The sequence below is a fragment of the Elusimicrobiota bacterium genome, assembly GCA_041660925.1.
Lineage (GTDB): Bacteria > Elusimicrobiota > Elusimicrobia > UBA1565 > UBA1565 > JBAZUV01.
Genome location: JBAZVI010000006.1, coordinates 37361 through 62550, shown reverse-complemented (window position 1 = coordinate 62550; position 25190 = coordinate 37361). Strand labels below are relative to the sequence as shown.

The 25190-nt window shown below is 67.5% G+C and carries 24 protein-coding genes; 12 read left to right on the top strand and 12 right to left on the bottom strand.

The window, feature by feature from the left end; all coding sequences use genetic code 11:
- The first annotated feature begins 20 nt into the window (after positions 1–20).
- Positions 21–989 (top strand): metallophosphoesterase, encoded by a 969-nt coding sequence (locus WC969_09680; protein MFA6030112.1) that lies wholly within the window; start codon positions 21–23, stop codon positions 987–989.
- 6 nt (positions 990–995) lie between these two features.
- Here WC969_09680 and WC969_09675 read toward each other — a convergent pair whose 3' ends face one another.
- From WC969_09675 to ligA, 4 genes are all read right to left on the bottom strand, one after another.
- Positions 996–2417 (bottom strand): protein kinase, encoded by a 1422-nt coding sequence (locus WC969_09675; GenBank protein ID MFA6030111.1) that lies wholly within the window; start codon positions 2415–2417, stop codon positions 996–998.
- Positions 2418–2472: 55 nt separating this feature from the next.
- Positions 2473–2979, bottom strand: a complete 507-nt coding sequence (locus WC969_09670) for a GNAT family N-acetyltransferase (GenBank protein ID MFA6030110.1) — start codon at positions 2977–2979, stop codon at positions 2473–2475.
- A gap of 167 nt (positions 2980–3146) precedes the next feature.
- Entirely contained in the window at positions 3147–4685 is a 1539-nt protein-coding gene (gene purH / locus WC969_09665) for a bifunctional phosphoribosylaminoimidazolecarboxamide formyltransferase/IMP cyclohydrolase (protein MFA6030109.1), read from the bottom strand.
- Between the two features lie 61 nt (positions 4686–4746).
- Positions 4747–6747 carry an NAD-dependent DNA ligase LigA gene (ligA, locus tag WC969_09660; GenBank protein ID MFA6030108.1) on the bottom strand — a complete coding sequence of 667 codons (2001 nt, stop codon included), beginning with the start codon at positions 6745–6747 and terminating at the stop codon, positions 4747–4749.
- 142 nt (positions 6748–6889) lie between these two features.
- Here ligA and WC969_09655 point away from each other — a divergent pair, with 142 nt between their 5' ends.
- Positions 6890–7405, top strand: coding sequence for a DUF3332 family protein (locus tag WC969_09655; GenBank protein MFA6030107.1), 516 nt, complete (start codon positions 6890–6892; stop codon positions 7403–7405).
- A 71-nt stretch (positions 7406–7476) separates the two neighbouring features.
- Here the strand turns inward: WC969_09655 and WC969_09650 are convergent, their stop codons facing one another.
- Positions 7477–7839, bottom strand: coding sequence for a cupin (locus WC969_09650; GenBank protein ID MFA6030106.1), 363 nt, complete (start codon positions 7837–7839; stop codon positions 7477–7479).
- 212 nt (positions 7840–8051) lie between these two features.
- On the opposite strand from WC969_09650, the gene WC969_09645 reads away from it, so the two are divergent.
- Complete coding sequence (locus WC969_09645; GenBank protein ID MFA6030105.1) at positions 8052–8807, top strand: hypothetical protein; 756 nt, start codon at positions 8052–8054, stop codon at positions 8805–8807.
- Positions 8808–9257: 450 nt separating this feature from the next.
- On the opposite strand, the gene nusB is transcribed toward WC969_09645, so the two are convergent.
- From nusB to WC969_09625, 4 genes are all read right to left on the bottom strand, one after another.
- Positions 9258–9725, bottom strand: a complete 468-nt coding sequence (nusB, locus tag WC969_09640; GenBank protein ID MFA6030104.1) for a transcription antitermination factor NusB — start codon at positions 9723–9725, stop codon at positions 9258–9260.
- The gene (locus tag WC969_09635) at positions 9725–10774 is read right to left on the bottom strand and encodes a zinc-binding dehydrogenase (GenBank protein ID MFA6030103.1); all 1050 of its coding nucleotides are present in this window, start codon (positions 10772–10774) and stop codon (positions 9725–9727) included. The genes nusB and WC969_09635 overlap by 1 nt, the downstream gene beginning before the upstream one ends.
- A complete protein-coding gene (locus WC969_09630) occupies positions 10771–11814 on the bottom strand; it encodes an alcohol dehydrogenase catalytic domain-containing protein (protein ID MFA6030102.1) in 1044 nt (347 codons plus the stop codon). Before WC969_09630 ends, WC969_09635 begins: the two co-directional genes overlap by 4 nt.
- A gap of 64 nt (positions 11815–11878) precedes the next feature.
- Positions 11879–12823, bottom strand: a complete 945-nt coding sequence (locus WC969_09625) for a hypothetical protein (GenBank protein ID MFA6030101.1) — start codon at positions 12821–12823, stop codon at positions 11879–11881.
- Positions 12824–12846: 23 nt separating this feature from the next.
- Here WC969_09625 and WC969_09620 point away from each other — a divergent pair, with 23 nt between their 5' ends.
- From WC969_09620 to WC969_09605, 4 genes are read left to right on the top strand one after another with little or no spacing between them, the layout of a single operon-like run.
- Positions 12847–14487, top strand: a complete 1641-nt coding sequence (locus tag WC969_09620; protein MFA6030100.1) for an NADP-dependent glyceraldehyde-3-phosphate dehydrogenase — start codon at positions 12847–12849, stop codon at positions 14485–14487.
- Between the two features lie 8 nt (positions 14488–14495).
- Positions 14496–14939, top strand: coding sequence for a dUTP diphosphatase (gene dut / locus WC969_09615; protein ID MFA6030099.1), 444 nt, complete (start codon positions 14496–14498; stop codon positions 14937–14939).
- A 16-nt stretch (positions 14940–14955) separates the two neighbouring features.
- Complete coding sequence (locus tag WC969_09610) at positions 14956–15231, top strand: hypothetical protein (GenBank protein ID MFA6030098.1); 276 nt, start codon at positions 14956–14958, stop codon at positions 15229–15231.
- On the top strand, positions 15228–16313 hold the full coding sequence (locus tag WC969_09605) for a hypothetical protein (GenBank protein ID MFA6030097.1): 1086 nt from the start codon (positions 15228–15230) through the stop codon (positions 16311–16313). Before WC969_09610 ends, WC969_09605 begins: the two co-directional genes overlap by 4 nt.
- Before the next feature lie 28 nt (positions 16314–16341).
- On the opposite strand, the gene WC969_09600 is transcribed toward WC969_09605, so the two are convergent.
- A complete protein-coding gene (locus WC969_09600; GenBank protein MFA6030096.1) occupies positions 16342–17799 on the bottom strand; it encodes a hypothetical protein in 1458 nt (485 codons plus the stop codon).
- Positions 17800–18120: 321 nt separating this feature from the next.
- On the opposite strand from WC969_09600, the gene WC969_09595 reads away from it, so the two are divergent.
- The 3 genes from WC969_09595 to WC969_09585 are packed head-to-tail and all read left to right on the top strand — an operon-like array spanning position 18121 to position 20514.
- Positions 18121–18936, top strand: a complete 816-nt coding sequence (locus tag WC969_09595) for a hypothetical protein (GenBank protein MFA6030095.1) — start codon at positions 18121–18123, stop codon at positions 18934–18936.
- Positions 18933–19919, top strand: a complete 987-nt coding sequence (locus tag WC969_09590) for a hypothetical protein (GenBank protein ID MFA6030094.1) — start codon at positions 18933–18935, stop codon at positions 19917–19919. The genes WC969_09595 and WC969_09590 overlap by 4 nt, the downstream gene beginning before the upstream one ends.
- Before the next feature lie 13 nt (positions 19920–19932).
- Positions 19933–20514, top strand: coding sequence for a hypothetical protein (locus WC969_09585; protein ID MFA6030093.1), 582 nt, complete (start codon positions 19933–19935; stop codon positions 20512–20514).
- 470 nt (positions 20515–20984) lie between these two features.
- On the opposite strand, the gene era is transcribed toward WC969_09585, so the two are convergent.
- Entirely contained in the window at positions 20985–21878 is an 894-nt protein-coding gene (gene era, locus WC969_09580; GenBank protein MFA6030092.1) for a GTPase Era, read from the bottom strand.
- Positions 21875–22978 carry a hypothetical protein gene (locus WC969_09575; GenBank protein ID MFA6030091.1) on the bottom strand — a complete coding sequence of 368 codons (1104 nt, stop codon included), beginning with the start codon at positions 22976–22978 and terminating at the stop codon, positions 21875–21877. Before WC969_09575 ends, era begins: the two co-directional genes overlap by 4 nt.
- A 221-nt stretch (positions 22979–23199) precedes the next feature.
- Between WC969_09575 and WC969_09570 the strand changes: the two genes are divergently transcribed.
- Positions 23200–24339, top strand: coding sequence for an alpha/beta hydrolase (locus WC969_09570; protein MFA6030090.1), 1140 nt, complete (start codon positions 23200–23202; stop codon positions 24337–24339).
- 106 nt (positions 24340–24445) lie between these two features.
- A complete protein-coding gene (locus WC969_09565) occupies positions 24446–25189 on the top strand; it encodes a slipin family protein (protein ID MFA6030089.1) in 744 nt (247 codons plus the stop codon).
- Position 25190 lies beyond the last annotated feature (1 nt).

The window sequence follows — 25190 nt, the reverse complement described above, 5'->3', positions numbered from 1 at the left end:
GGCTATCATATAATTCCGGCATGACCTCCCGCCTCCTCCGCGCTCTGCGTCTTCTGCCCCTCCTGCTCCTGTTCTCCTCGGCGGCGCCCCTATGCGCCGCCGAGCAGGCCTATCACCGGCTCGTCCTCCTCGCCGACCCTCACCTCCCGGGCCGCAGCGGGGCGATGAAGGAGAAGGCGCGCGCCGATGTGAACGCCTGGGCGGACGTCGAGGGCGTGGCCGTGCTGGGGGACCTCTGCAACGGGGTCGGGACTCCGGAGGAGCTCGCGGCCGCGAAGGCCTACCTCGGGGGCTTTCAGGCGCCGGTCTACCCCGTCGGCGGCAACCACGACTACGCCTACGCGATGGTCGACGGGAAGATGGGCCGGGCCGGGGCGAGCGAGCGTACGGCCAACCTCGAGCGCTTCCGGGCGGCCTTCGGCCTCGACTCCGTCCGCTACACCCGCCGTCTCGGGGGCTGGCTCCTCGTCTTCCTGACCCCCGACGACCTCGAGACGAACTACAACGCCGCGCTCTCGAGCGGGAGCCTGGCCTGGCTGGAGGGGGAGCTCTCCCGCGCGAAGGACGCTCCGACCGCCGTCTTCTTCCATGCCCCGCTCAAGGGCACCCTGCGCACGAAGAACGCGGCCTCCGAGCGCGACGGCTTCGTCGCCCAGCCGCACGAGCGGATCCGGGCGATCCTCCGGAAGAACCCGCAGGTCGTCCTGTGGGCGTCCGGGCACGTCCATGTCGCGCCCGTGAACGCGCACTACGCGCACAAGGTGAACCTCTTCGACGGGCGCGTGCTGAACGTCCACACCCCCGACATGGACGGCCGCAGCTACCTCCGCGCCGGCGACAAGGAGACGACGACGCATGAGGACCTGTGGTCGAACTCCCTGTTCCTCTATCCGGACAAGGTCGTGGTGAAGACCTACGACCACCGCAAGGGCGTCTGGCTGGAGAAGCTCACCCGCGAAGTGAAGGCGAAGGCCGCCGCGGCCCGCTGAGTCCGCTCAGCGGCCGCCGCGGGAGAGGATGGCCTCGAGGGCCTGGGCCATCTCGGCGCCCGTCTGGTAGCGCGCGACCGGGTCCTTCGCGAGCGCGCGCTCCACGACGCCGAGCAGCACCGCCGGCAGGCCCGGGCGCAGGGCGGCGAGGTCCGGCGGGGGCTCCCCCGCGATCTGGAAGAGGATGGACTCCAGCGCCTCCCCGCCCTTCCAGGGCCGCTCTCCGGCGAGCAGCTCGTAGAGCGCGACCCCCAGCGCGAAGAGGTCCCCGCGGCCGTCCACCGGCCGGCCGGCGATGTGCTCCGGGCTCATGTAGTACGGGGTGCCGACCCAGCCGCCGCCCTCCTCCTCGAAGCCGGGACAGAGCGCGATGCCGAAGTCGGTCAGCCGCACGGAGCCGTCCTGCGCCAGGCGGACGATGTTCGCGGGCTTCACGTCGCGATGGATGACTCCGCGCCGGTGCGCGTGGTCGAGGGCCCGAGCGACGGCCGCGACGGCCGCGACGGCGTCGAGGACGGGCATGGGCGCCTCGGGCCGCACGCAGAGCGAGAGGTCCGCGCCCTCGAGGTACTCCATCGCGATGAAGGCGGCGGGGCCGTCCTCGCCGGCGTCGTAGATGCGCACGATGCCGGGATGGTCGAGCCGGCCGGCCGCCTCCGCCTCGCGGAAGAAGCGGCGCTTGAGCCGCGCGAGCGTCTCCGCGTCCCAGCGCGGGTCCAGGCGCATCGTCTTGAGCGCGACCGTCCGTCCGATGCGCTCGTCGAGGCCGTAGTAGACGCTGCCCATCGAGCCGCTCCCGATCTTGCGCAGTACCGCGTAGCGCCCGAAGCGGCGCAGGGGCTGGTCCTCCGGTGCGGGGGACTCCTGGGAGGGCGCGAGCTCGGGGGCGAAGCGCTTGAGCAGCTCCGCGAGCGCTCCCGCGGGCAGTTCGGGGGGAAGCACGGTCTCCACCGTGATGCGAACGCGGCCGGCGGCGCCGGCCGCCGGGGAGCTCGCCAGCTTCCTGAGGAAGTCCTCGAAGAGCACGCGCAGCCAGTCCACCTGCCGGCCGGGGACCTCCGAAGCCGGGCGCAGGCAGCGCTCGAGGGACTCGCGCAGACGGGCGGCGCTGAAGGGCTTGGGGAGGTAGTCGCGGGCTCCGTCCGCGACCGCGGCGAGCGCGTCGGCGAGGGCGGGCCGGGCGGTCATCACGAGCACCGCGGCCGAGGGCTGGGCGGCGCGCAGGACCGCGACCCAGGAGCGCCCCTCGCGCTCTCCCATGTGGTCGGTGAGCACGGCGTCGAAGGGGGCCGAACGCAGGAGGGCGAGGGCCCGCTCGGAGGTCGCCGCGACCGAGGCCCGGTAGCCGGAGAGCTGGAGCGCGGTGGCGCAGAAATCCAACTGCGACTCGTCGTCGTCGACGACGAGGATGTGCCGCTCTTCCGCCATGGTCCTCATAGGGTGGAAGACCGACGGGGGGGATTCAAGTACGGACGGATGTGACTTACGACGGAGGCCGGGGGGAGGGCTTGTAGCCGCGCAGGGGGCCGAGGGTCTTGCGCATGAGGTTCTCGGAGTGGCCGGCGACGACGAAATCCTTGAGCTCGCCCACGAAGGAGTAGCCGAGTTCCTCGTAGAGCTTCCGGGCCCCCGCGTTGAAGGAGGAGACGAGCAGGAAGACGTTCGGGACCTCGGAGAAGACCCGTTCCTCGGCGTAGGCGACGAGGGCGCGGCCCACGCCCCGGCCGCGCGCGTCGGCGCGCACGGCGACGCTCTGGATGTAGCCGACCAGCGAGCCCTTCATGTTCAGGGCGATGAGCCCGAGGACCTTCCCGTCGTCGACGGCGACATAGAGCTCTTTCCCGGAACCTTCCAGGGCCGCATAGCAGAAGGCGAGGTCGCGGCCGAGGGTGAGCCAGGGGTCCGTCGTCGCCATGATCTCGGCGCAGGCGCGTCGCTCCGCGTCGCCGCGGCAGAGGCGGATCTCAAAAGAGGGCTTCTCATTCTTCATTTAAATCGCTCTTCCCCATCCCCCCGGCGTCAGGCACCACAACTTATGCAACTTTCGGTGCCAGAGGGGAAATCCTTTATTTATATGGGTTTCTCATTTCCCGACGACCGGCAGGCTCATTATATAGCTCGAACAAGTTGCGAAAGTTGACGTCTGACCCCGGAAACTCAGTGGCGGTAGTGGCGCACGCCCGTGAAGAGCATCGCCAGGCCGTGCTCGTCGCAGAGGGCGACGGTGTCGCGGTCCTCGGGTGAGCCGCCGGGCTGGATGAGGGCGCTGATGCCGGCGGCGGCCGCTTCCTTCACATGGGCGGGCCCCAGGGGCCCGTCGGAGGCCAGGACCATCGGCAGCTCCGGGGCGACGATGGGGTGGCGCTCGGAGCTCTTGGCCAGCGCGAGCTTCACCGCGTCGCGGCGCGCGGTCTGTCCGCCGGCGATGCCGAGCGTGACCGGCCCGCGCGCGATGACCGCCGCATGGGTGAGGGTGTGCTTGGCGACCTTCCAGGCGAGGTCGAGCGCGGCCGCCTCGAGGTCGTTGGGCCGCCGGCGGGTCGCCGGGCGCCGCTCGGCCGGGCTCGTGAGGAGGTCCTTGTCCTGCACCAGCAGGCCGCCGGCGACGGACTTGAAGTCGATCTCCTCGGGGAAGAGGAGCAGCGAGGGGAGCGAGACCAGGCGCAGGTCCTTCTTGGGGCGCAGGAGCTCGAGGGCCTGGCGGCTGAAGTCGGGAGCGACGATGCACTCCAGGTGCTCGGAGGCGAGCGCCTTCGCCGCGTCCTCGTCGACGGGGCGGTTGAAGGCGGCCACGCCGCCGGTGCAGCCGGCCGGGTCCGCGCGGTAGGCGAGGCGGGCGGCCTCCCCGGGATGGTCGGCCGCCGCCACCCCGGCGGGGTTCGAGTGGCGCACGATGGCGCAGGCGGCGCGGTCCTGGAACTCTCCGACGATGTCGCAGGCGAGGTCCATGCCGAGGTAGTGGTTGAAGTTGGGCGCGCGGCCGTGCACGAGCGTCGCGGCGGTGAGCCCCCAGGGCCGCGCTCCGCTCAGCGTGTAGAGGGCGCCGCGCTGGTGCGGGTTCTCCCCGTAAGGGAAGTCCGCGGCCTTCTTCAAGGCGACGACCATCTCCTCGCCGAGGAGCTCGGCCCCGGTGCTCAGGAACTGCGCGATGGTCGAGTCGTAGTAGGAGACGGCGTAGAAGGCCTTGGCGGCCAGCGCGCGGCGCCGCTCGCGGCTCACCTCGCCCTCGCGCAGGGTCTCGAGGACTCCGGGATAATCCTTCGGGTCGCAGAGCGTCACGACGCGCGGGAAGTTGCGGGCGGCCGCGCGCAGGAGCGCGGAGCCGGCCACGTCGAGGAAGTCGAGGGCGTCCTCCTGCGGGAGGTTGCTCTTGAGGACCTCGGAGAGAGGATAGAGGTTCACCGCGACGAGGTCGAAGGCGGGGATGTCGTTCTGGTCGAGGTCGCGGACGTGCTTCGCGTCCTTCACGTCGGCCAGGATCCCGGCGAAGAGCTTGGGGTGGAGCAGGCGCACGCGGCCGCCGAGGAGCTCGGGGGCGCCGGTGAGCGCGGGGACCTCGGTGACGATGATCTCGGCCTGCTTGAGCGCGGAGGCGGTGCCGCCGGAGCTCACGATGCGGTAGCCCAGCTCGCAGAGGCCGAGGGCCAACTCCACAATCCCGGTCTGATCCGAGACGCTAAGGAGTGCCGTCTTCACAGTTTCCTCAACTCCCCTTCCTGCGGGAGGGGGTAGGGGGAGGGGGATCTTTGGTTCACACTCATGCGATGAGCTTCAAGAAAGCCGCCTCGTCCAACACCGTTACGCCGAGCGTCTCCGCCTTCTTCGCCTTCGAGCCCGGCTCGCGGCCGACGACGACGTAGGAGGTCTTCTTCGAAACCGAGGAGGAGGTCTTCGCGCCGAGGGCGCGGACCTTCTCCTCGGCGTCGGCGCGGGGCATGGCCTCGAGCTCCCCGGTGAAGACGAAGGTCTTGCCGGCGAGCGGGGCGTCGGCGCGCGGGGCCGTCTCCGGCTCCGTCATGTTCAGCCCGGCCTTTTCGAGGCGCTCGAGGAGCGCCCCGATGCCCTCCTGGCGGAAGAAGCCGGCCACGCTGTCGGCGATGATGGGGCCGATCTCGGGGACGGCGGTGAGCTCTTCGACGCCGGCCTTCCGCAGGGCGGCGAGGGTCTTGAAGTGGGCGGCCAGATCGCGGGCGGTCTTCTCGCCCACCTGGCGGATGCCGAGCGCGAAGAGCAGGCGCGAGAGCGGCTTCGCCTTCGCCTTCTCGAGCTCGGAGAGGAGGTTCTCGGCGCGCTTGTCCTTGAAGAGCTCGAGGGTGAGGAGCTCGTCCTTCTTGAGGGCGAAGAGCCCGGCGAAGTCCTTCACGAGACCCTTGGCCGTGAGCTGCTCGACGACCTGCTCGCCCAGGCCCTGCACGTCGAGGCCGTCGCGGGAGGCGAAGTGGAGCAGCGCGCGCTTGAGCTGCGCGGGGCAGGAGGGACTGATGCAGCGCCAGGCGACGAACTCCTCCTCCCGGACCACGGTGCCGCCGCAGACGGGACACTCCCGCGGCGGGCGGATGGGCTTCTCGCGGCCGGTGCGGCGCTCGGCGACGACCTTCACGACCTTGGGGATGACCTCTCCGGCGCGCTCGATGGTGACCGTGTCGCCGATGCGCGCGTCGAGGCGCTCGACCTCCTCGAAGTTGTGGAGGGTCGCCGAGGAGATGGTGACCCCGGCGAGGAAGACCGGGCGCAGGTCGGCCACCGGGGTGACGACGCCGGTGCGGCCCACCGAGTAGGTGACGCCCTCGATGGTCGTCGTGGCCTGGCGGCCGGGATACTTGAAGGCGACGGCCCAGCGGGGGCTGCGGGCGGTCATGCCGAGCACGGCCTGCTCGGCGCGCAGGTCCACCTTGGCGACGAGGCCGTCGACCTCGTAGGGGAGGTCGAACTGCTTCTCCTTGAAATCGTGGTAGAAGGCCACGACCTCGTCGATGTCCGCGCAGCGCCGGCGCACGGAGGGGACCGGGAAGCCGGCCTCGGCGCAGAAGTCGAGCCAGGCGGTGTGGGAGGCGGGGGGCTCGAAGCCCTCCACGCGGCCGAAGGAGTGGGCGAAGAAGCGCAGGCGGCGCGCGGCGGTGACCGCGGGGTCCTTCTGGCGCAGGGAGCCCGAGGCGCAGTTGCGCGGGTTCACGAAGGGCTCCTGGTCGTCCTTCTTGAGCCGCTCGTTGATGCGTTCGAAGTCCTTTTTCGCGAGGTAGACCTCGCCGCGCACCTCGAGGAGCTTCGGAGGCGTCTTCAGCGCGAGCGTCAGCGGGATGGCGCGGATGGTGCGGACGTTGGCGGTGACGTCCTCGCCGGTCTCTCCGTCGCCGCGGGTCGCCGCGCAGATGAGCCGGCCGTCCTCATAGACCAGCGCGCAGGAGAGCCCGTCGATCTTGGCTTCGAGCGCGTAGCCGGAGGGGGGGCGGCCGAGGCCCTTTCGCACGCGTTCGTCGAAGGCGCGGATGTCGGCCTCGTTGTAGGAGTTGTCGAGCGAGAGCATGGGGACGGCGTGGCGGATGGGCTTGAACTGCGCCGAGAGCCCGCCGCCCACGCGTCGGGTGGGGGAGTCGGGGCTCGCGAACTCGGGGTGCGCGGCCTCGAGGGCGCGCAGGCGTTCGAGGAGGCGGTCGAACTCCTCGTCGGAGACCGAGGGGTCCTCGAGCACGTAGTAGCGGCGCTCGTGTCCGCGGATCTCCTGACGGAGAGCCTCGATCTCCCTGCTCGCGTCCTTCATGGGGGGAATCTACCAAAATTCAACGCTCCCGGCCTCCGGCGGACGGGGGTTGACCGATGCCATTGACACTCCCCGGGAAGCTTCATAAGGTCGTGGCAGGCCGGGCTTTCGGCCATCGCCGCAAAAAGAGAGGTGGACGCAGATGTTGAAGAGTCTCCGCGTGCTGTTGACGCTGGCCCTGGTCGTCTCGGTGACCGCGGGCTGCTACGGACCGTTCAACCTGACGAAGAAGCTGCACAAGTGGAACGGCGAAGTGAGCCAGAACAAGTGGGCGGTCGAAGGGACCTTCCTCGGCCTGGCGATCCTCCCGGCCTACTTCGTCGCCACCATCGGCGACGCGATCATCTTCAACTCCGTCGAGTTCTGGACGGGGAAGAATCCGATCACCGCATCGACGAAGTCGATCCAGCAGGGCGATCAGCAGGTCGTGCTCAAGTACGACCGCGACAACGGCCGCCTGCGCGTGGACAACTTCATCGCTGGACGCCCGACCGGGACCCTCGTCTTCGAGAAGGGGGCGAACGGGATGGTGGCGCGCGACGGGCAGGGCAATGTGCTCATGAACGCCCGCACCGAAGGGGAATACATCATCCTCTCCGACGCGAGCGGAAAGGAGCTCTCCCGCCACAATCAAAAAGAGATCGAGGCGAAGCTCTAAGAGCCGCGTCCTCGAGAAACGGAGCCCCGGGCGGCTTGCCGCCCGGGGCTCTTCGTCTTCAGCGACGGTGCTCAGTTTGCGCGGCGGACCGTTTCGTAGGAAAAAGCAGGAAGGCAGATGGAGACGTATTCGGCGCCGTCCTTTTCCGGACTCGAATAGCGGACCCACTCGTCGGGCCCGAGCATGACGGCCTGCCCGCCCCGGACTTCATAGGTGCCTTTCTTCGTCTCGACCTTGAGCATGCCCTTCAGGACGATGGTGTACTCGGCGAAGCGCGGCTCCTGCGCCGGCTCCTCCCAGCCCGCGGGGCTGACCATGCGCGCCACGCTGATGGGGGTCGTCCCGGTGTTGACCCGGCCGATGTACTCCTCGATGATCTTCGGCTTGTTCCCCGCCGCCTCGACGACCGACGGCTTCTCGATGTATCGAGCCATGTCGCTCCCCCGCGCGCGGACCTCGGCGCCCGGATATCATAGCGCAAGGCGAGCCCCGTTGGGGAAGAGTCAGACCGGCCCGGTCGGCCTTTTCGCCCTGAAATATCAGCGATGCCGCGTGAAATAGCGTAATGTTAATTTGACATTTTGAATGCTATGATTGATTCCAGGTCGTGATATACAGGTCAGTCTACTCTATAGTTAGGCGTTCTATGCTCAAACTTTTCAGGTCGACCATCGCAGTTGCCCTCGTCGCTAGTCAATGCGGCTGCGCAGCGTTCATTCAAACCCAGCATGGGGTGCAGCTTGGAACCCTGGGAACTCCGGACCCCAATACAGGGATAAACGAATTCCCATATGGCAATAGCGACCTAATGTGGGTAAAAGATCCTCCTCTGACGATTAGATTGCTGCGCCCGGTAATCAGTGAAACGCTGTTTTTTAGCCCGGTCGTCCCGCTGCCTGTTATTCCTTGGCCGCCTGGAATTATTAGACGGACCATGGCGAAAAGTCGGGATAATAGTGAGGAGAATGTAGAAGCGATATTAACGTTTGCGCGAGTATGGAGACGAGGCCCTCCCGTCGAACTGGATGTCCGGCTCGATCCGAAGGATGTCTCGCTGAAAGTTGGGGAAGAAGAATATTTACCATCCACATTCACTTACATCGTCCGTCAAACAAAGCTGGTGCCATATGGGAACGGCGGATATACGTTTGGAGGACCGGTGCCTGACCCATATGCCAACGAATACGGCATGCGTGACGGCATCTTTAGTATCCACATAAGCAGCGAGTACGACCGAGCGACCGACATCCACTTAGTCTTTCCGCTCAAGTACAAGGAGCTCACAAATGCCACCCTTGAGATCAAGGCGCTCCAAACGTCGAGGGGTGAAAAGCGTGTGCCGCCAACGCTGTTAAAAAATGGAAGGAAACTCCTATTCTGCTACACCGTGCTTAACGACTAACGCTCGTATTATCCGATGATCAAGAACACGAAACGACGCCTAACATCCGATGGAGCCGCCCGCGCACGCGGGCGGAATCCGTAGTGCGCGGCGGCTCATCGAGGCGTTAAACATCCAATCAGCGTTTGATAAAGAGGCCCCCGGTCTGCGTTTAAGGCCGGGGGTTTTCCTTTTTCTTCTATCCGTAGGCGGCGCGCCGCGCAATACCGCTCGCGCCGCCTACCAGACCTTGCCGCCGGCGCCAGGGGGTGGGGACGGCGTCCCCCGGGTGCGCCGCCGAGCGGCGTCGTTTCACTAGGAGCGCGCGGGCGGCCCGTTCCTCGGCCAGCGGGGCATGTCGGAGCCCCGAGGCACTTGTATCGACGAGGGGAGAGACCTGAGCGGCGGGCCGCGTCACGGCCCGACCGCGTCCCCGTCGGCCGGGGAGCGGGGCGAGCCCCGCGCGTCTCCTTAGGCTTTGCGACGGCGTTCCGCGCGCTTCTTCTCTTCTTCGGGGGTTTCGGGAGCCGTCGGCTTGGGGCGGGCGTCCTTCACCTTGTCGAGGATGCCGTTCAGAAAGCGCGCCGAGTCCTCGCCCGAATAGGACTTCGCGATCTCGAGCGCTTCGTCGATGATGACGCCGACCGGCGTGTCGGGATGATGCAGCAGCTCGAAGGACGCCATGCGCAGGAGGTTGCGGTCGACGCAGGCCATGCGGGCGATCTCCCAGTTGGCCGCGATCTTCTGGATGCGTTCATCGAGCTCCGTGCCGCGCAGGGCGGTGCCGACCGCGAGCGAGCGGGCGAAGAGGGTGTGCTTCTCGTCGAGGTCGCAGCCGACCTTGACGATGTCGAAGGCCTCGTCGGCCGGTACGTGGGCGCAGTCGGCGATGTAGAGCGCCTGCAGCGCGAGTTCGCGGGCTTGGCGTCGGCGTCCCATCAGCTCACCCCGGGGAAGACGGCCACTTTCAGCGGCGACTGCGCGTGCATCTTCGCGAAGTAGGACGGGACCTCGTCGAGGCGGATCTCCGAGGCGATGAAGCGCCGGGAGTCCACCTTGCGCTCCGTGAGCAGGTCGAGGGCCTGGCGGAAGTGCTTCGGCGTGTGATGGAAGACGCCGTGCAGCGAGATCTGGCCGTAGTGGATGCGGTGGGCGTCGATGGGGACCTTCGTGCCCTGCGCGCAGCCGCCGTAGAGGCAGACGCGGCCGCCGATCCTCACCATCGAGACCGCGGTGGTCCAGGTCTCGGCGCTGCCGACCGCTTCGAAGACGCAGTCGGGACCATGGCCGCCGGCGAAGTCGCGGGCGGCGGCGACGGGGTCCGTCTTGAGCGAACTCGCGACGCGGTCGGCGCCGGCCTCGAGCGCCCGCTCGAGCTTCGCGGGGGTCCGGCCGACGACGAGCACGCGGGCCCCGCGCGCCTTGAGCGCGCCGGTGAGCAGCATGGACATGATGCCGGAGCCGAGGATGGCGGCGTTCTCGCCGCCGCGCACGCCCATGACGTCGACGGCGTGGAGCGCGCAGGCGAGGGGCTCGCTCAAGGCGGCGGTCTTGAAATCGACCGAGTCGGCGAGGGGGTGGAGGTTGTGTCGGACGATGTGGGCCGGCACGAGGTTGTACTGCGCGTAGCCGCCGTTGTGGAGCTTGAGGTCCTCGCAGAGCTGGGGCTGGCCCTTGGCGCAGAAGAAGCAGCCCTCGCAGGGCGCCGAGTTCGCGGCGACGACGCGCTGCCCCGGCCGGACGCCGGTCACGCCGAGCCCGACGGCGACGACGGTGCCCGCGAACTCGTGGCCGAAGGGGGCGGGCCCGTCGCCGAGCAGGACCTTGTGCCCCTGCCGGTAGGCCTTGAAGTCGGTGCCGCAGGTCAGCGCGGCGCCCACCTTGAGCAGGACCTCCCCGGGCCCGGGCTTCGGGACGGGGACCTCCTCGAGATGGATGCTTTTGGGGCCGCGGAAGATGACGGCCTGCATGCGCGCGGGGGCGGTCATCGGGAGTCGCCCTGCGGCCGCAGGCGGAAGACGGCCTTGAGGATCTCGCGGGAGCGGAAGCGGCGCAGGGCCTCGTCGAACTCGTCGAGGCGGTAGCTCCAGCGCACGAAGGGACGCGCGTCGATCTTCTTCGCCGCGAGCAGGCGCAGGGCCTCGCGCAGGTCCCGGGGTTCCGCGGAGTAGCCGGTGAGCAGGGTGAGCTCTCGGTGGTAGACCTGGTTCATGTCCACGCGGGCGAAGGGGTCGGCGAGGGAGAAGCTCGCGAAGACGTTGACCGTCCCTCCGTCGCGCAGCCAGGAGAGGCACTCGCCGACGAGGGCGACGGGCCCGGCGGTGAACACCACGGAGTCTGCGCCGCGGCCGGCGCTCAGCTTCGCGACGGCGGCCTTCGCGGTCGGGCCCCAGCCGGGGAAGGCGCGGGGCACTCCCAGGGTGCGGGCGGTGCGGATGCGCGCGGGGTCGATCTCGAGGCCGACGACGCGCGCGCCCTTGAGCTGGAGGAGCCGGGACATGATGAGCCCGATGAAGCCGAGTCCGATGACGACGACGGTGTCGCCCTTCTGCGGGTTCAGCCGGCGCAGGTTGCGGACGGCGCAGGCGATGGGCTCGACCAAGGTCGCCTGGGCGAAGCCCACGCGCGGGGGGAGGCGCAGCATCGTGTGCTTCACGTGGCCGGCGGAGACGCGGACGAACTCGGCGAAGCCGCCGGGGTCGAGGTTCGTGCGCTTGAAGTCCCGGCACATGGAGACGCTGCCGCGGCGGCAGTAGTGGCACTCGTAGCAGGGGACGTGGTGGGCGACGACGACGCGGTCGCCGACCTTGAAGCCCCGGACGCCGCGACCGAGGGCGGCGACGCGGCCGGCGACCTCGTGGCCGAGGGGACCGGGCTTGGAATGGGCGCTGGGGTTGAGCTTGAGGAGGTCGGAGCCGCAGAGGCCGCAGACCTCGGTCGCGACGAGGGCTTCCCCGGCGCGGAGCGCGGGGACGGGGACGTCGGTGATGCGCGTGCGGCCGGAGGCCTCGCAGAGCAGGGCTTTCATGAAAGAACTGAGGATATTTTACTAAATCCGAAGCGCCGAAACCCCTCCGGGTCGCCCCGGACGCTCAGAGACCGAGGGGGGCGAGCATCTTCTTCAGCTTGGCGACGTCGCGGCCGGGGGCCCAGCCGTCGAGCTTGAGGACGAGCTTCCCGTCGCTGAGGACGTAGAGGAACGAGGAGGCCCATTCGTCGACCTGCGGCCAGTCCGCGGCGCGGTAGACATGATGGAGCGGCGTGTCGGGCCGCGCGCGGTTCCAGCGCGCCGACTCCTCGAGGAAGAGCTCCTCGTCGGGCGGGAGCAGGAGGAGGAGGCGTCCGTCGAAGGCCTTGCGCAGCCGCGCGTCGGCGGCGACGGTCTTGAGGGCCGCGCGCGTGAACTCGCAGTTGGGGCGCGCGACGAGGACGAAGCGCACGCCCGCGAGAGAGACGTTCTCGAGCGTGAGGGTCTTCCCGTCGACGCTGAAGGAGAGCACGCGGGCGCCGCCTTTCGCGAGCACGGGGGCCGGGAGGACGAGGGCGGGCACGCGGAGCGGGCGCTGGGGCGGACGGCGCGCCGCGAGAGCGGCGGCCTTCTCGAACATGCGCAGCGCGACGTAGCGGTCGATGAGCTCCTCGCTGTGCAGTCCCGGGATGCGTCCGCGCTTCTCCATCTCGCGGAAGAGGCGCTCGAGCTCGGGGAGGGGCTCGGCGCGGCGGGAGTAGGCGGCGGCTTCCTTGACGAGCCCGAAGACCTCCTCGAGGCAGAGCTGGGGGCACTCCCTCACGTCGCGCTCGCTGATGCGGCCGGCGAGCTCTCGGAAGTAGCGCTCGCTCAGGTACGCGGGGCGCGCGGAAGGCTCGAAGCCGGCGGGGTCCGCCAGGATGCTCTCCGCCCGCCCGCAGAGCGAGGCGGGGTCGAGCTTCGGGGGCTTCTTGGCCGCCGGCGGCGGCTGAGGCGGCTGGGGCTGCCCCTGCGCCGCGGCGAGCGCGGGCAGGAGGAGCAGGAGCAGGGCGGGAATCCTCGTCGCCATCCTCGTATGATAGTATAAGCCGTATGGCAACGACCACGGACACCGAGACGCTCAAGACGCTCGCCGAGCTCTTCCCCGAGGAGGGCTCCATCCCGCCGCTCTGGAAGGCCCCGCTCCTCGAGCAGAAGGAGTGGCTCGTCGACGGCGAGCTGCGCTCCTGGGACGGACCCTCGCAGGCCGTGCTCTCCCCGCTCTGCACCCGCACCGGCGCCGGGACGATGCAGAAGCGCATCGGCTCCTACCCCCTGCTCGGCGAGGCCGAGGCGCTCGAAGCGCTCGAGGCGGCGGTGCGCGCCTACGGCAACGGCCGGGGCGCCTGGCCGACGATGCGCGTGAGCGAGCGCATCCGCGCGGTGGGCGGTTTCCTATCGGCCATGAAGGAGCGCCGCGCCGAGGTCGTGCGCCTGCTCATGTGGGAGATCGGCAAGACCCGCGCCGATTCCGAGAAGGAGTTCGACCGCACCGTCGAGTACGTGCGCGACACGGTCGACGCCCTCAAGGACCTCGACCGCGTCTCCTCGCGCTTCGTCGTGCAGGGCGGCGTCATCGGGCAGATCCGCCGCGCGCCGCTGGGCGTCGTGCTCTGCATGGGCCCCTACAACTATCCCTTGAACGAGACCTTCACCACCCTCATCCCCGCCCTCATCATGGGGAACACCGTGCTCTTCAAGCCGCCCAAGTTCGGCGTGCTCCTGCACCGCCCGCTTCTCGAGGCCTTCCGCGACTGCTTCCCCAAGGGCGTCGTCAACGTGGTCTACGGCGAGGGCGCGCGCCTCGTCGGCCCGCTGATGGCCACGGGCAAGGTGAACGTCCTGGCCTTCATCGGCTCCTCGAAGGTCGCCAACCTCATCGAGAAGCAGCACCCCAAACTCAACCGCCTGCGCCGCGTGCTCGGGCTCGACGCGAAGAACGCCGGCATCGTCCTGCCCGACGCCGACCTCGACCTCGCCGTGCGCGAGTGCCTGCTGGGAGCGCTCTCCTACAACGGACAGCGCTGCACGGCGCTCAAGATCCTCTTCGTCCACCGCGCGGTCGCCGACGAGTTCCTACGGCGCTTCACCGCGGCGCTGGCCAAGCTCAAGGCCGGCATGCCCTGGGAGGAGGGGGTCTCCCTGACGCCCCTGCCCGAGGCGGGCAAGACCGAGTACCTCTCCGGGCTCGTGGAGGACGCCGTGGAGAAGGGCGCGCGCGTCGTCAACCCGGGCGGGGGGAGCTCTCACCGCACCTACTTCCATCCGGCCGTGCTCTTCCCGGTCTCCCCGGGGATGCGCGTCTGGAAGGAGGAGCAGTTCGGGCCCGTGGTCCCCGTCGTTCCCTTCGAGGACCTCGAGACCCCGGTGCGCTATGTCGAGGACTCCGACTTCGGCCAGCAGGTCAGCGTGTTCGGCACCGACCCCGAGCGCATCGCCGCGCTCGTCGACCCGCTCGTCAACCAGGTCTGCCGCGTGAACATCAACAGCCAGTGCCAGCGCGGTCCCGATGCCTTCCCGTTCACCGGCCGCAAGGACTCGGCCGAAGGGACGCTCTCCGTCACCGACGCCCTGCGCGCCTTCGCCATCCGCACGCTCGTCGCGGCCAAGGACGAGGAGATCAACCAGCGCCTGCTCACCGACATCGTGCGCGAGCGCCGCTCGAACTTCCTCTCGACCGACTTCATCTTCTAGGAGACGCCATGAGCAAGCTCGAAGTGAAGGTGCAGAAACTGAGCGCGGACGTGAAGACTCCCGCCTACGCCCACGACGGCGACGCCGGAGTGGACCTCTACTCGACCATCGATCATGCCCTGCCGCCCGGCGAGCGGGTACTCATCCCCACCGGGCTCAAGTTCGCCATCCCGCACGGCTACGAGGGGCAGGTCCGGCCCAAGTCCGGGCTCGCGCTCAAGCACGGCATCACGGTCCTCAACACCCCCGGCACGGTCGACGCGCCTTTCCGGGGAGAGGTCGGCATCGTCCTCATCAACCTCGACCCGCGCGAGTCCTACGAGATCCGCAAGGGCGAGAAGATCGCGCAGATGGTCTTCAACAAGGTGGAGTACGCCGCCTTCACCGAGGCCTCCGAGCTCTCCGCCACCACGAGAGGCGAAGGCGGCTACGGCAGCACCGGGAAACATTAGGATGGGCGGGGAGGCGATGACGCCGCACCGGCCGGCTTATCAGTCGCTGCGCTCGCTCGGCATCCTCCTCGTCATCGTCTCCGTGCTCTCCTTCAGCGCCGCCTTCCGGGAGGGGGCGATCATCGGCGCGGGGCTCTTCGTCGGCGGGGTCTCCGTCTGGCTCGCCGGTTTCGGCGCGAAGAAGGGCTGGAAGCGCTGCCCCGTCCTGCCCCTCTTCGCCGCCCTCGCCGCCTTCCTCCTGATGTTCGGCGGCTGCTTCGCCTCCCTTTCCTCGCACGCGCCCCTTCGTTGAACCCAAGCCTCTGGCTGTTCACGCTGCTCGCCGTTCTCCCCGTCCGGGAGGTCCGGGCCGTCGACGCTCCCCCGCTCGACGCCCGGCTCTTCGAGGCCGTCCGCGTCCATCTCCTCGAGCGCTCGTCGGTGTCGGTCGCCCGGGAGGCGCTCGCGTTTTTGGATTCCCACCCGACGCTGCGTCTGCGCGTGGACTGGACCCCGGACCCCGACGACGAGGAGACCTTCGCCTCCTGGGACCGGGAAGGCGACGCGGTCGTCCTCTCCTCGGCCGTCGTCGCCGGCTGCGGCGCGGTCTCCTCCTCCTCGACGCTTTCCCCGTCGGCGCTGCGGGACTGCGCCGTCCGCGTGGCGCCCTACGTCGTGCACGAGGCGGCCCACGCCGAGACGGCCGCCGGGCTCCCTTTCCGTGTCGCGGGCAACCTCGAGTCCGAGCTCATCGGCTGGGCGTACGAATGCGCGTTCATCCGCGCGGACCCCCGCGCGGGCGGCGCGGCGGCTCTTGCTGCGGGGCGCATCTGGATCGACGAGCTCATGCCGGCTTCCGAGCGGCTCAACGCCCTGGGAGAGCGCATCACCGGGCTTCGGAAGCGGCAGGACGAGCTGCGGGAAGCGGGGCGCGAGGAGGAGGCGGAGACGGCCTATCAGGAGCACGTGCGCCTCTACCGTCTGTGGGAGGGATTGCGCGACGAGGTCCTCTCCAGGGAAGGTCAGGCCGTGAAGCGGCTCGGGTCCCGGGACGAGGGCCTGCTCCAGCAGGCCGGAGCGCTCTACGCCTACACGAAGGGCTGCGGCAAGCTCGAACGCTACGTCGCCGCGCTCCATCCGGTCAAGCCGCGCCTCTTCGCGAAGCCCGCGGAGCTCGAGGAGCATGCGGCGGAACTGCGCCGACGCGCCGCGGTCCTGGAGGAAGCCTGCCCGCGCATCGACAAGTCCGACGAGCAGTACAAAGCCTGCCCCGTCCTGCTCGCCTCGATGAAGGAGCAGCTCGCGTTCTGGGACGACCCCGCCCGCGTCGAGCAGGCCCGCCGCCACTACCTCCGCCGCCTAGCCGCCGTCTGCCCCGCGTCGTTCACGCCCTAGCTCGACGGGACGCCGCCGGCGGGAGACATCAGCGGGGGCTCTTCGTTCCCCCGATGCCGAGGATCTCGGACAGGCGCCGGAGGGGGACGATGCGCAGGCGGACGGCCCGGTCGTTCTCTTGCCTCACTTCGAGCCATCGTTCGCAGGCTTGGTAGAGCATGAGCCCGGAGATGATCGCACCTCCCACTCCGAGGACCCATATCGCGACCGCGAAGGCGAAAGGCGCCAGCAGGGCTCCGAGCCCCACAAAGAGGGCGACCAGCGGCAGGGGGCCCATGAACTCGATGGTCGTATGACGGGCGGAGATGACGCTGCCGTCGGAGAGGCCGAAATACTCCAGGACCGCCTGAGCCCTGCGCGCGGCGTGGCGCGCGCTCCCGCCGAAGACCGAGCACGCCCATAATACGACGCGCGCATCCTGCGACAGTCTCCCCCGGATCGGAGCGAAGAGCTCGTCGAACTCATGCCCGACGAAGCGCGTGCGCGGCGAGCGGAGGGCGGCGTAAAAGCTCCCGATGTCCTGCAGATCGGAAGCGGAAACGAGCGCCCCGGCACCGGAGATCGCTCCTTTGGGGACGTCCGGCTCGTTGTCGGCCTCGAAGATGTCGTTGCCCCCATGCGAGAGGACGACGAGATGTCGTATGGACTCGCCCTCCCTCAACGCTGATGAGATGCCCTCCTTCGCGCTCTCGCGGTCGTAGGCCGTGATCGAAACCATCCTTCGATCCGGATACGCCTGCCTATACCTTCTGGCCAGACCCCAGGAGGCCATCGAGGGGAGCAGCGTCAGCGGGTCCTCCATGGAGAGGATCAGCACGACCTCCTTGGAGGGGGCGGCGATCCCTGCATCATCCGATGCTCGTGGAGGCGCAGCTCCGTCCGTCTCGACGAGGGAGGCGGAAACCTCGTCTGCGGGCTTCCCGCGCAGCCTCTGCGACAGTTCCACGAGGGCCCGCATCGTGGCGCCGGTCGCCGAGTGCTTTCGGTCGGGATCGTCGAGCGTCGGGTCCGGAGGCCCCTGCGCGGACTCGCCGGCGGCCGTGAGTGTGAGCCCAGGGACCGATGCGGAGGGGAGCTCGGAGGTCTTCAGGACGGGGGTGAGGGCATCCCGCTGCAGGGAGGCGTTCACGACGGCCTTCGCATGGGGGAGGGTCGCTGTGGTTGGGGTCGTCGCCGCGTTCGGCGCGTCGAGTTCTCCGCGGGCGGGCGCGTTCTGCACCGTCAGATGGACGGAGTCCGGTGAAAGCGGGACGATCCCCGTGAGCGGCTGTTCCAGATGGAGGGCGCCGCCGAGCGGCGTCCCGAGGAGGACGGTCTGCACCGGGATTCCCGCCGCCGCGCTCATGGCGCCGGCAGGGACAGGGGTCTTCACGGTCTGCGCGGAGGCCCCTCCCAGCGACGCCTGGAGGAGGACCGCGCTCAGCAGCAGTGCGACCCCCCGCGAAGGGAGGTTCCTGGTCGTCCGGGCACTCATGCACCGCGGCATATCCGGAGGATACCCGGGACGGCCCCTCCCCGCATGGAGCTTTGGGCATCGAGGGGAGGTCTTTCAGGTCTAGCGGCGGGAGTTCCCAAACGGGGGTGGGAAAAGAACCCCGGGTTGACATGTCCGCGACGGCGCCGTTCGCTTAATGAGAGGGGATAATCACAGCCATTCCGCGTCGGCCACAGTCACCGTTCACCATGTCGGTACTCGGGCCCTGCGGCTCACATGGGTCCAATGCCCCTGCGTGAATGCCCGATAGGCCCACCCGTGCGATTCCGACAATAGCTACAATCAAATGCGTACTTTGACCTTCGGGGGCACATGATTCATTTTCTGATTCGATTCCTTCTGCTCTCATTCGGGCTCTCGGTCTCCGCGGCCGAGGGGGAGAGTCCTGCCTACATCCCGCCGGAAGCCGAAGTCACCGCCTCCAGCGGCCCGGTCAAGCTGACGCTGCGCGTATACAAGAAGTCCTTCCCGGCGGCGGAAAAGCTTCGCTATCAGATCGAGATCAAGAACGTCGGGAAGCGGCCCATCAAATTCGACAGCAGATTCTTCCCTCATCCGAGCGACCCTGTAGACAGCCGTTTTGGTGTCTACCTCAAAGTCCTTGATCTCAAGGGTCGACCTGCCGGGACGGGGACATTGCCAGGGGAAGGCTGCGCTCCCGACCGCGGCCCGCTCATCGAATCCATCAAGATCCAATACACCAAGGAAGATTCGGATCACCTGAAGGCCAAACAGGCCGAGTTCAGGCGCGCAGGCCTGTCCGAGCATGTCGTCGATGCCCTGATGCTGAAGGAGAAGAACTATCTGGTGGAGAACTATCTGCCGCCCGCGCCGCCTGCACCGCAGATAAAAGAATATGAACTCCAGCCGGGTCAGAGCGTTACGACTCCTCCCTGGGTGTGCACCCGTTATGCCAGCAAAAGGGCTCCCGCCTCGAAGCCCATCGGCCAGTACGCCCAATATTGGGAGATGCCACGTCTTGAGTGGGGACCGGATTTCATCGTCAAGGCCGTTTACGGGGCGCACTCCAGTGACGAAGTGTTGAAGATTCTTCAAAAGGCAGGGGTCCAGCCGCATCCAGAAGACGTTTACGTGGAGACTCCTTCAGTGCGGATTCGTTTGAAATGAAGTTTCTTCTGCTTGCCGCGTTGGTGTACGGGGGGCCGTGCAGCGCGGCGCTTATCTTGGAGTTCGGCCGCAAACAGCCGGCTCCGTCACCATACAAAGAAGAATTCATTTCAGCCGCAAAAGAGGAATTGAGGAACGGGCGTGAGATTGATGCGAAGTATCAAGATCTCCTTAGTAAGGCGAAGAGGGCGAAAGATCTCGACGCCAAAGACTCCCTCGAGCAGCAAGCGATTACGTTCAGAGATTCTCGCGATGATGCTTTTACTCGTGCAGCCCTATGGATAATGAAAGCAAACAGCTTGGAACTTGATGATCCCGTACGTCAGGTCATCGTTCCCGGGCCGCATGAAGGGATTTCCTCGACTTGGAGAATCCTGGGGATGGAACGACACAAGGGTGGGGATGGCTCCCTGTATGAGCACTCGGTGGAGGCGCATCCGGCGCCTTCCGAGGGACTCGACAAATACCATGATAAGGCGCTCGGGCTGCTCAGCGGAGTTGCGAGCGGCATCGGCCTGAGCGGCTTGAGCGAATGGGCGGAGGGACACAAGACTCCGGGATCGGCGAGGTATCTGCGCTATTTCACCAGGGAGGAGTACAACGGAGTGACGTCTTATGACGGGCTGACGGTGATACATTCTGAGATGCTATTGGACGACGATTACGACCCTGACTCGCCGCATTTCCGGACGGACGTATTGGCGTCGTCAATCTATCATGAGCGGACGCATTTCGAAGACCGCACGCATACGGACGACTGTTCCGCGTCGATGATCGAATGCGAACGGCATGCGTACGGCATGGAGGTCACTCGGGCTGAGAATCTTGGGACGAAGTCGGACTATGTCGACTGGGCCCGGGAGCGCCAGAACAATACCCAAAAATACTACCCGCAGTTCGACTCGAATAAACTGACGTTCAGCCCCCCTCGAGGATCAGCACCCAGCGGGGGATATCCGAGAGGAGCTGGCGCGAATCAATAAGCGAGCCGACGCGTTGCGCGCTTCCGTCGACCAAAAGAGCGAAGAGATCCGAGAGAATGAGATCAGGAAGGCGAGGCAGTCTCGCCTCGTGAATCAGGAGGAGGCCGGACAAGAAGACTCCTCTGTATGGCGGCCTGATCCGCCCAAAGCTGCGACGATGCCGACGCAGCCGACGTTCCCGTCGTACTCGCCTCAGGCGGCCGCGCCCGCCATCCCCTATTGTGTCGGGACTCCTGAAGATCCGACGAAACTGGTCGAAGCGGCCATCAAGTGGTGCGCCAGTCCGCAGAGCGCCGGGACTTGGGACCCATTCCTTTCTTGCGTGACCAGATATTCCGCTGATGAAATCGTGCGGCAGACCGACCCGCTCGATGGCTGTTCGAAAGTTCTCGCCGCCGATCTCATGAAATGGAACAACGACACCCGCATGCGTCGCCCGACGGCGGAGACCCTGAAGAAGCGCATCGAGTCTCTGCCGGGGTCTTCGAGTCAGGGCCCGTCCGGCGGTGTTGAAGTGGAGCCCAAGGAACGCCCTAAGCGGCCTTGCCGCAAGGGCGTATGGAGCAAAGAGCCGTACGACCTCCCCGATTGCTGAGACCGAACTCGCTTTTGTAAAGGTTGCGCGCCCGAGTCTCGGGCGCGTTTCCTTTTTCTTCTATCCGTCGGCTACGCGCAGGTCGTTCTCCTCTCGCGTTGTCCCTGCGGCGCTAGGGCCCGCCGCAAGGGCGGCGCGCCGCGCAATACCGCTCGCGCCGCCTACCGGGAATCGGCCCCGGCGATGACGGGGTGGGGGGTGCCTCCCCCCAGCGACACTGCCGCAACTGCCGCCGCGTCCCGTTCGGGACTCGCATCGATCTGCTGGTTGTTCGAATCGCCGCCCGCATTCATCCGGGGTGAGGGAGCCGGCAGGAATCTTGCCTCCACCGGGGCATACCGGAGTCCCGCGGCACTCGTGTCGCCGCGGGATGAGGTCTGAGCGGTGCCGAGCGTCACGAGGCAACCGCGTCCACGAGGAGGCAAGATTCCTGCCGGCTTTGGTTTCTGGGGTGGGGGACGGATGAGACGTTACAGCGTGTAACCGAGTTCCCTGAGCGCCCCGGCATCTTTGCGCCAGTTCGCTCGAATCTTGATCCAGATCTCGAGGTCGGCTTTGCGGCCCGTGAAGGCTTCGATCTTCCGACGGCTCTCTTCGGTGAGCGTGCGGATCATCGCGCCCTTCTTCCCGAGCAGGATGGGTTTCTGCCCTGCACGCTCGACGTAGATGGTCGCGTTGATCTCGTCGGGCTTGCCCGGCCGCTCCTTGTAGCGCTCGATCTCGACGGCGCAGGCGTGGGGGACTTCCTCGTGCAGGTTCTCGAAGATGGTCTCGCGGATGAACTCGGTGGCGAAGAAGCGCTCCCAGCGGTCGGAGGCCTGGGTCTTGTCGTAGAAGGCGGGGGACTCGGGGAGCAGGGCGATGAGGTCGGCGCGCAGCGCGGCGACGCCCGTCGCCTTCATCGCGGAGACCGCGTGGACTTTCACCGGGTTGAGCGCCGCCCAGCCGGTCTTGGCCGCCTCGATCGCCGGGGCCTCGCGCAAGTCGCACTTGTTGACGACGAGGACGAGCGGCTTGTCGCCCCTCAGCGAGGAGCGCAGGGACTCGAGGTCCGCCGCGGCGGGGGGGGTGGGCTCGACGACGAGCACGATGACGTCGGCGTCGTCGCGCGCGGCCGAGCGGGCCATCTGGATGAGGGTCTTCTGGAGGCCGTCCTGGGCCTCGTCGAGCCAGCCGGGGGTGTCGAGGAGGCAGAGCTGGTAGTCGTTGCCGTTGATGATGCCGAGGAGCTTGTGACGCGTCGTCTGCGGCTTGGGGGAGACGATGGAGAGCTTCTGGCCGAGCAGGGCGTTGAGCAGGGTGGACTTGCCCGCGTTGGGGCGGCCGAGCAGGGCGACGAAGCCGGCGCGGTGGGGGGCGCTCACTTCGCGGTGAGGTAGATGAGGATGAGGTCGGCGACGAAGAGGCCCACGATGGCGGCCTCCAGGACGAGCATGCGCCGGTTGTTGATGTCGCTGATGACGATGTTATAGAGACTGTCGAGCGTGCGCAGCTTGCTCTCGACGGAGGCCTGCCAGTCCTTGATGTGGAAGCGCTCCGCGCAGGACATGTAGACGCGGGCGAGGTGCCAGTCGCCGAAGAACTTGGTGATGTTCGAGACCTCGTCGGACATCTTCTCAAGGTCGATGCGCATGCTGCGCAGGCGCTGGAGGATGTCCCCGGGGGCGCGCATGAGGGGGTTCTTCCGCGTGTATTCTTCGAGGTCGTCGTAGGCGCGGTCGACGGATTCCTCGAGGATGCGGTCGTAGACGCGGAACTCGGTGAGCTGGACGTTGGCCGTCTCGACGGGGTAGAGGAGGTCGTCGGGCTGGCCGTCGGGGTCGATGATGAGCGCGCTATTCCAGTCCACCACGAAGAGGTCCTTCGTGGTGTAGGAATGGGTGTGGCAGACGGTCTCCATGACCTCGGCCTCGCTGAGGCCCTCGAAATGGGATTCCTCGGTGAGGAGTCCGGCCGCTTCGCGCCGGTTGGCCCGCAGCCACTCCTGCGCGTCCTTGCTCGTGCCGAGCTCGAGCGAGTAGAGGCAGAACACCGTGTAGGCCTCGGGGTTCCCCTTGGTCGGCGAGGGGCGCAGGAGGTGGGGGCGGATGGAGTCGAGCACCTGCTCGGCGAAGCCGCCGGCCACGTCGTCGATGCTGCGCTCCCCCTCGAGCTTGAGGTCGTGGTAGGGGAGCAGGTCCTTGAGCGCGGGGACCTCGAAGTCGGCCCGGATGGAGATGGAGACGGCGCCGATGGAGTAGAGCTTGGCCTCGCGGTGCAGCGTCATCGGACCGCGCGCGGTCTGCACGATGATGGGATGCTCGGCGAGGACGAGCGGGCGGTGGAAGGGGACGTCGCGCGGGATGGTCTTGTCGGGCCGGACCTCGAGGAACTGCGCGCGCTGGGTGATGAGCTCGCGGACCTTCGGGAGGTCGATCTCGTACGCCACGTCGTAGGCGTACATGTACACCACTTGCCCTTTCATGGCCTCGAGCATACCAATTTAGGGTCCGAGAATCCCTGGGGGGATTCTCGGACCGTCAAAATAAGCTATTGCCGGCGTCCGGAGGCCTTTGGTGAAACGAGGACCGTTTTATGAAAGCATCTCGGGCGCCTGTAACAGCTTATCTTACCCCCCGGCGGGGATTCCCTCCGGGAATACCCGCCCTGCTTGACGCGGCATGGGAGGAGGATTAGAATCATCCCATGAGAACGCCGAGTCCCCGCATCCTCTTTTACCTTTTCACCGCCCTCCTCGCCGCCTGCTCCCACGCCCCGCCCGCCGCCCCGGTCGTCCCGACCCGTGCCTACGGCTCCCCGGCGCTGCTCAAGGAGCTCGACGCGCTCCTGACCCGGCCCTACTCCGACACCCAGACCGTCGATGTGTACTATGCGACGAGCCGCGCCCCGCTCGGCGACCTCTCCGAGTGCGGGGACGCCGCCTTCGGCATCGAGCATTCCAAGGAGACGTCCTTCGGCGTCTGCGGGATCAACGTCCCGAAGCATCACAAGGTCGGCGGCTTCGAACTCGCCGACGGGCCGCGGGCGGACCCGCACCGCTACTACCGGGCGGTGTCCCAGACCTCCTTCGACGAGAAGGGCCTGCTCGAAGCGCTTCGTGCGGCACCTCCCGGAGACGTCCTCGTCTTCGTGCACGGCTTCAACGTGAAGTTCCAGGAGGCCGTCTTCCGCGCGGCGCAGATCGCCTACGACCTCAAGTTCCAAGGGCCGGTCCTGCTCTTCTCCTGGCCGGCCGGATCGGGGGACGGCGCGCTCGAAGGGCGCATGGTCAACATCACCTATCAGAACAACCGGGCCAACGCGGCGAAATCCCAGCCGCAGGCGGCCGCCTTCTTCCGCCTCCTCGCCGAGAGCGGGCGCAAGGCCCACGTCGTCGTGCACTCCATGGGGCATCAGGTCGTGCTTCCGGCGCTCGCGCAGGCGGCCCCCGCCCTCACGGGGCGCGGGGTCGTCGGCGAGCTCATCCTCAACGCGCCGGACTTCCCCGTCCAGGACTTCAAGCGCCTGTCCCCGCGCTTCAAGCCGCTGGCCGACCGCGTCACGGTCTACTGCTCCTATAACGACAACGCCATCGCGGCTTCCGAGAGCTACAACAAGGGGCGGCGCATGGGCGCCTGCGAGCGCGAGCCGGGCGTCGACGTCGTCAACGTGGGGGAGATCGACGCCCCCGCGCTCGGCGTGGGGGGGCTGGGCCACGGCTACTACGCCTCGCGGCCCATCCTGACCGACATCCTCCAGACCCTCTTCGGCATCGCGGCCGAGAAGCGGCTCTTCATCCGGCGAAGCGAGCCCAACACTCCGGAAGATTTTTATCTGCGGCCTTAGCACTTCGCCCGGGAATCCGCGCTGAGGATCCCCGGACCCCTCCGCCTTGAACGCGGGGGGCGTTTAATGAGAGAATGCGCCCAGACGGTCCTCACAGGAGGCTGACATGTTCGGGTTGTCCCCCATCGTCATCATCGTCGCGGTCCTCATCTTCACGTCCATCAAGATCCTCAACGAGTACGAGCGCGGAGTCATCTTCACGCTCGGCCGCTTCTCCGGGATCAAGGGACCCGGCCTCATCTTCGTCATCCCCGGCATCCAGGCGATGACCCGCATCAGCCTCCGGACCGTCGTGCTCGACGTCCCGCCGCAGGACATCATCACCCGCGACAACGTCTCGGTGAAGGTCAACGCGGTGGTCTACTACCGCGTCATCGACGCCGGCAACGCGGTGCTCCAGGTCGAGAACTACTACTACGCGACGAGCCAGCTCGCCCAGACGACCCTGCGCGGCGTGCTCGGCAAGATGGAGATGGACGACCTCCTCTCCAACCGCGACAAGATCAACGTCGAGCTCCAGCGCATCCTCGACACCCACACCGAGCCTTGGGGCGTGAAGATCGCGAACGTCGAGGTCAAGAACGTCGACCTCCCGCAGGAGATGCAGCGCGCCATGGCCAAGCAGGCCGAGGCCGAGCGCGAGCGCCGCGCGAAGATCATCCACGCCGAGGGCGAGCAGCAGGCCGCCGAGAAGCTGGCCCAGGCCTCGGAGATCATGAGCCGCAGCCCGGCGACGCTCCAGCTGCGCTACCTGCAGACGCTCACCGAGATCGCGGCGGACAAGAACTCGACGGTCATCTTCCCGCTGCCGATGGACCTCATCACGGCGTTCATGAAGAAGCTCGCCTGAC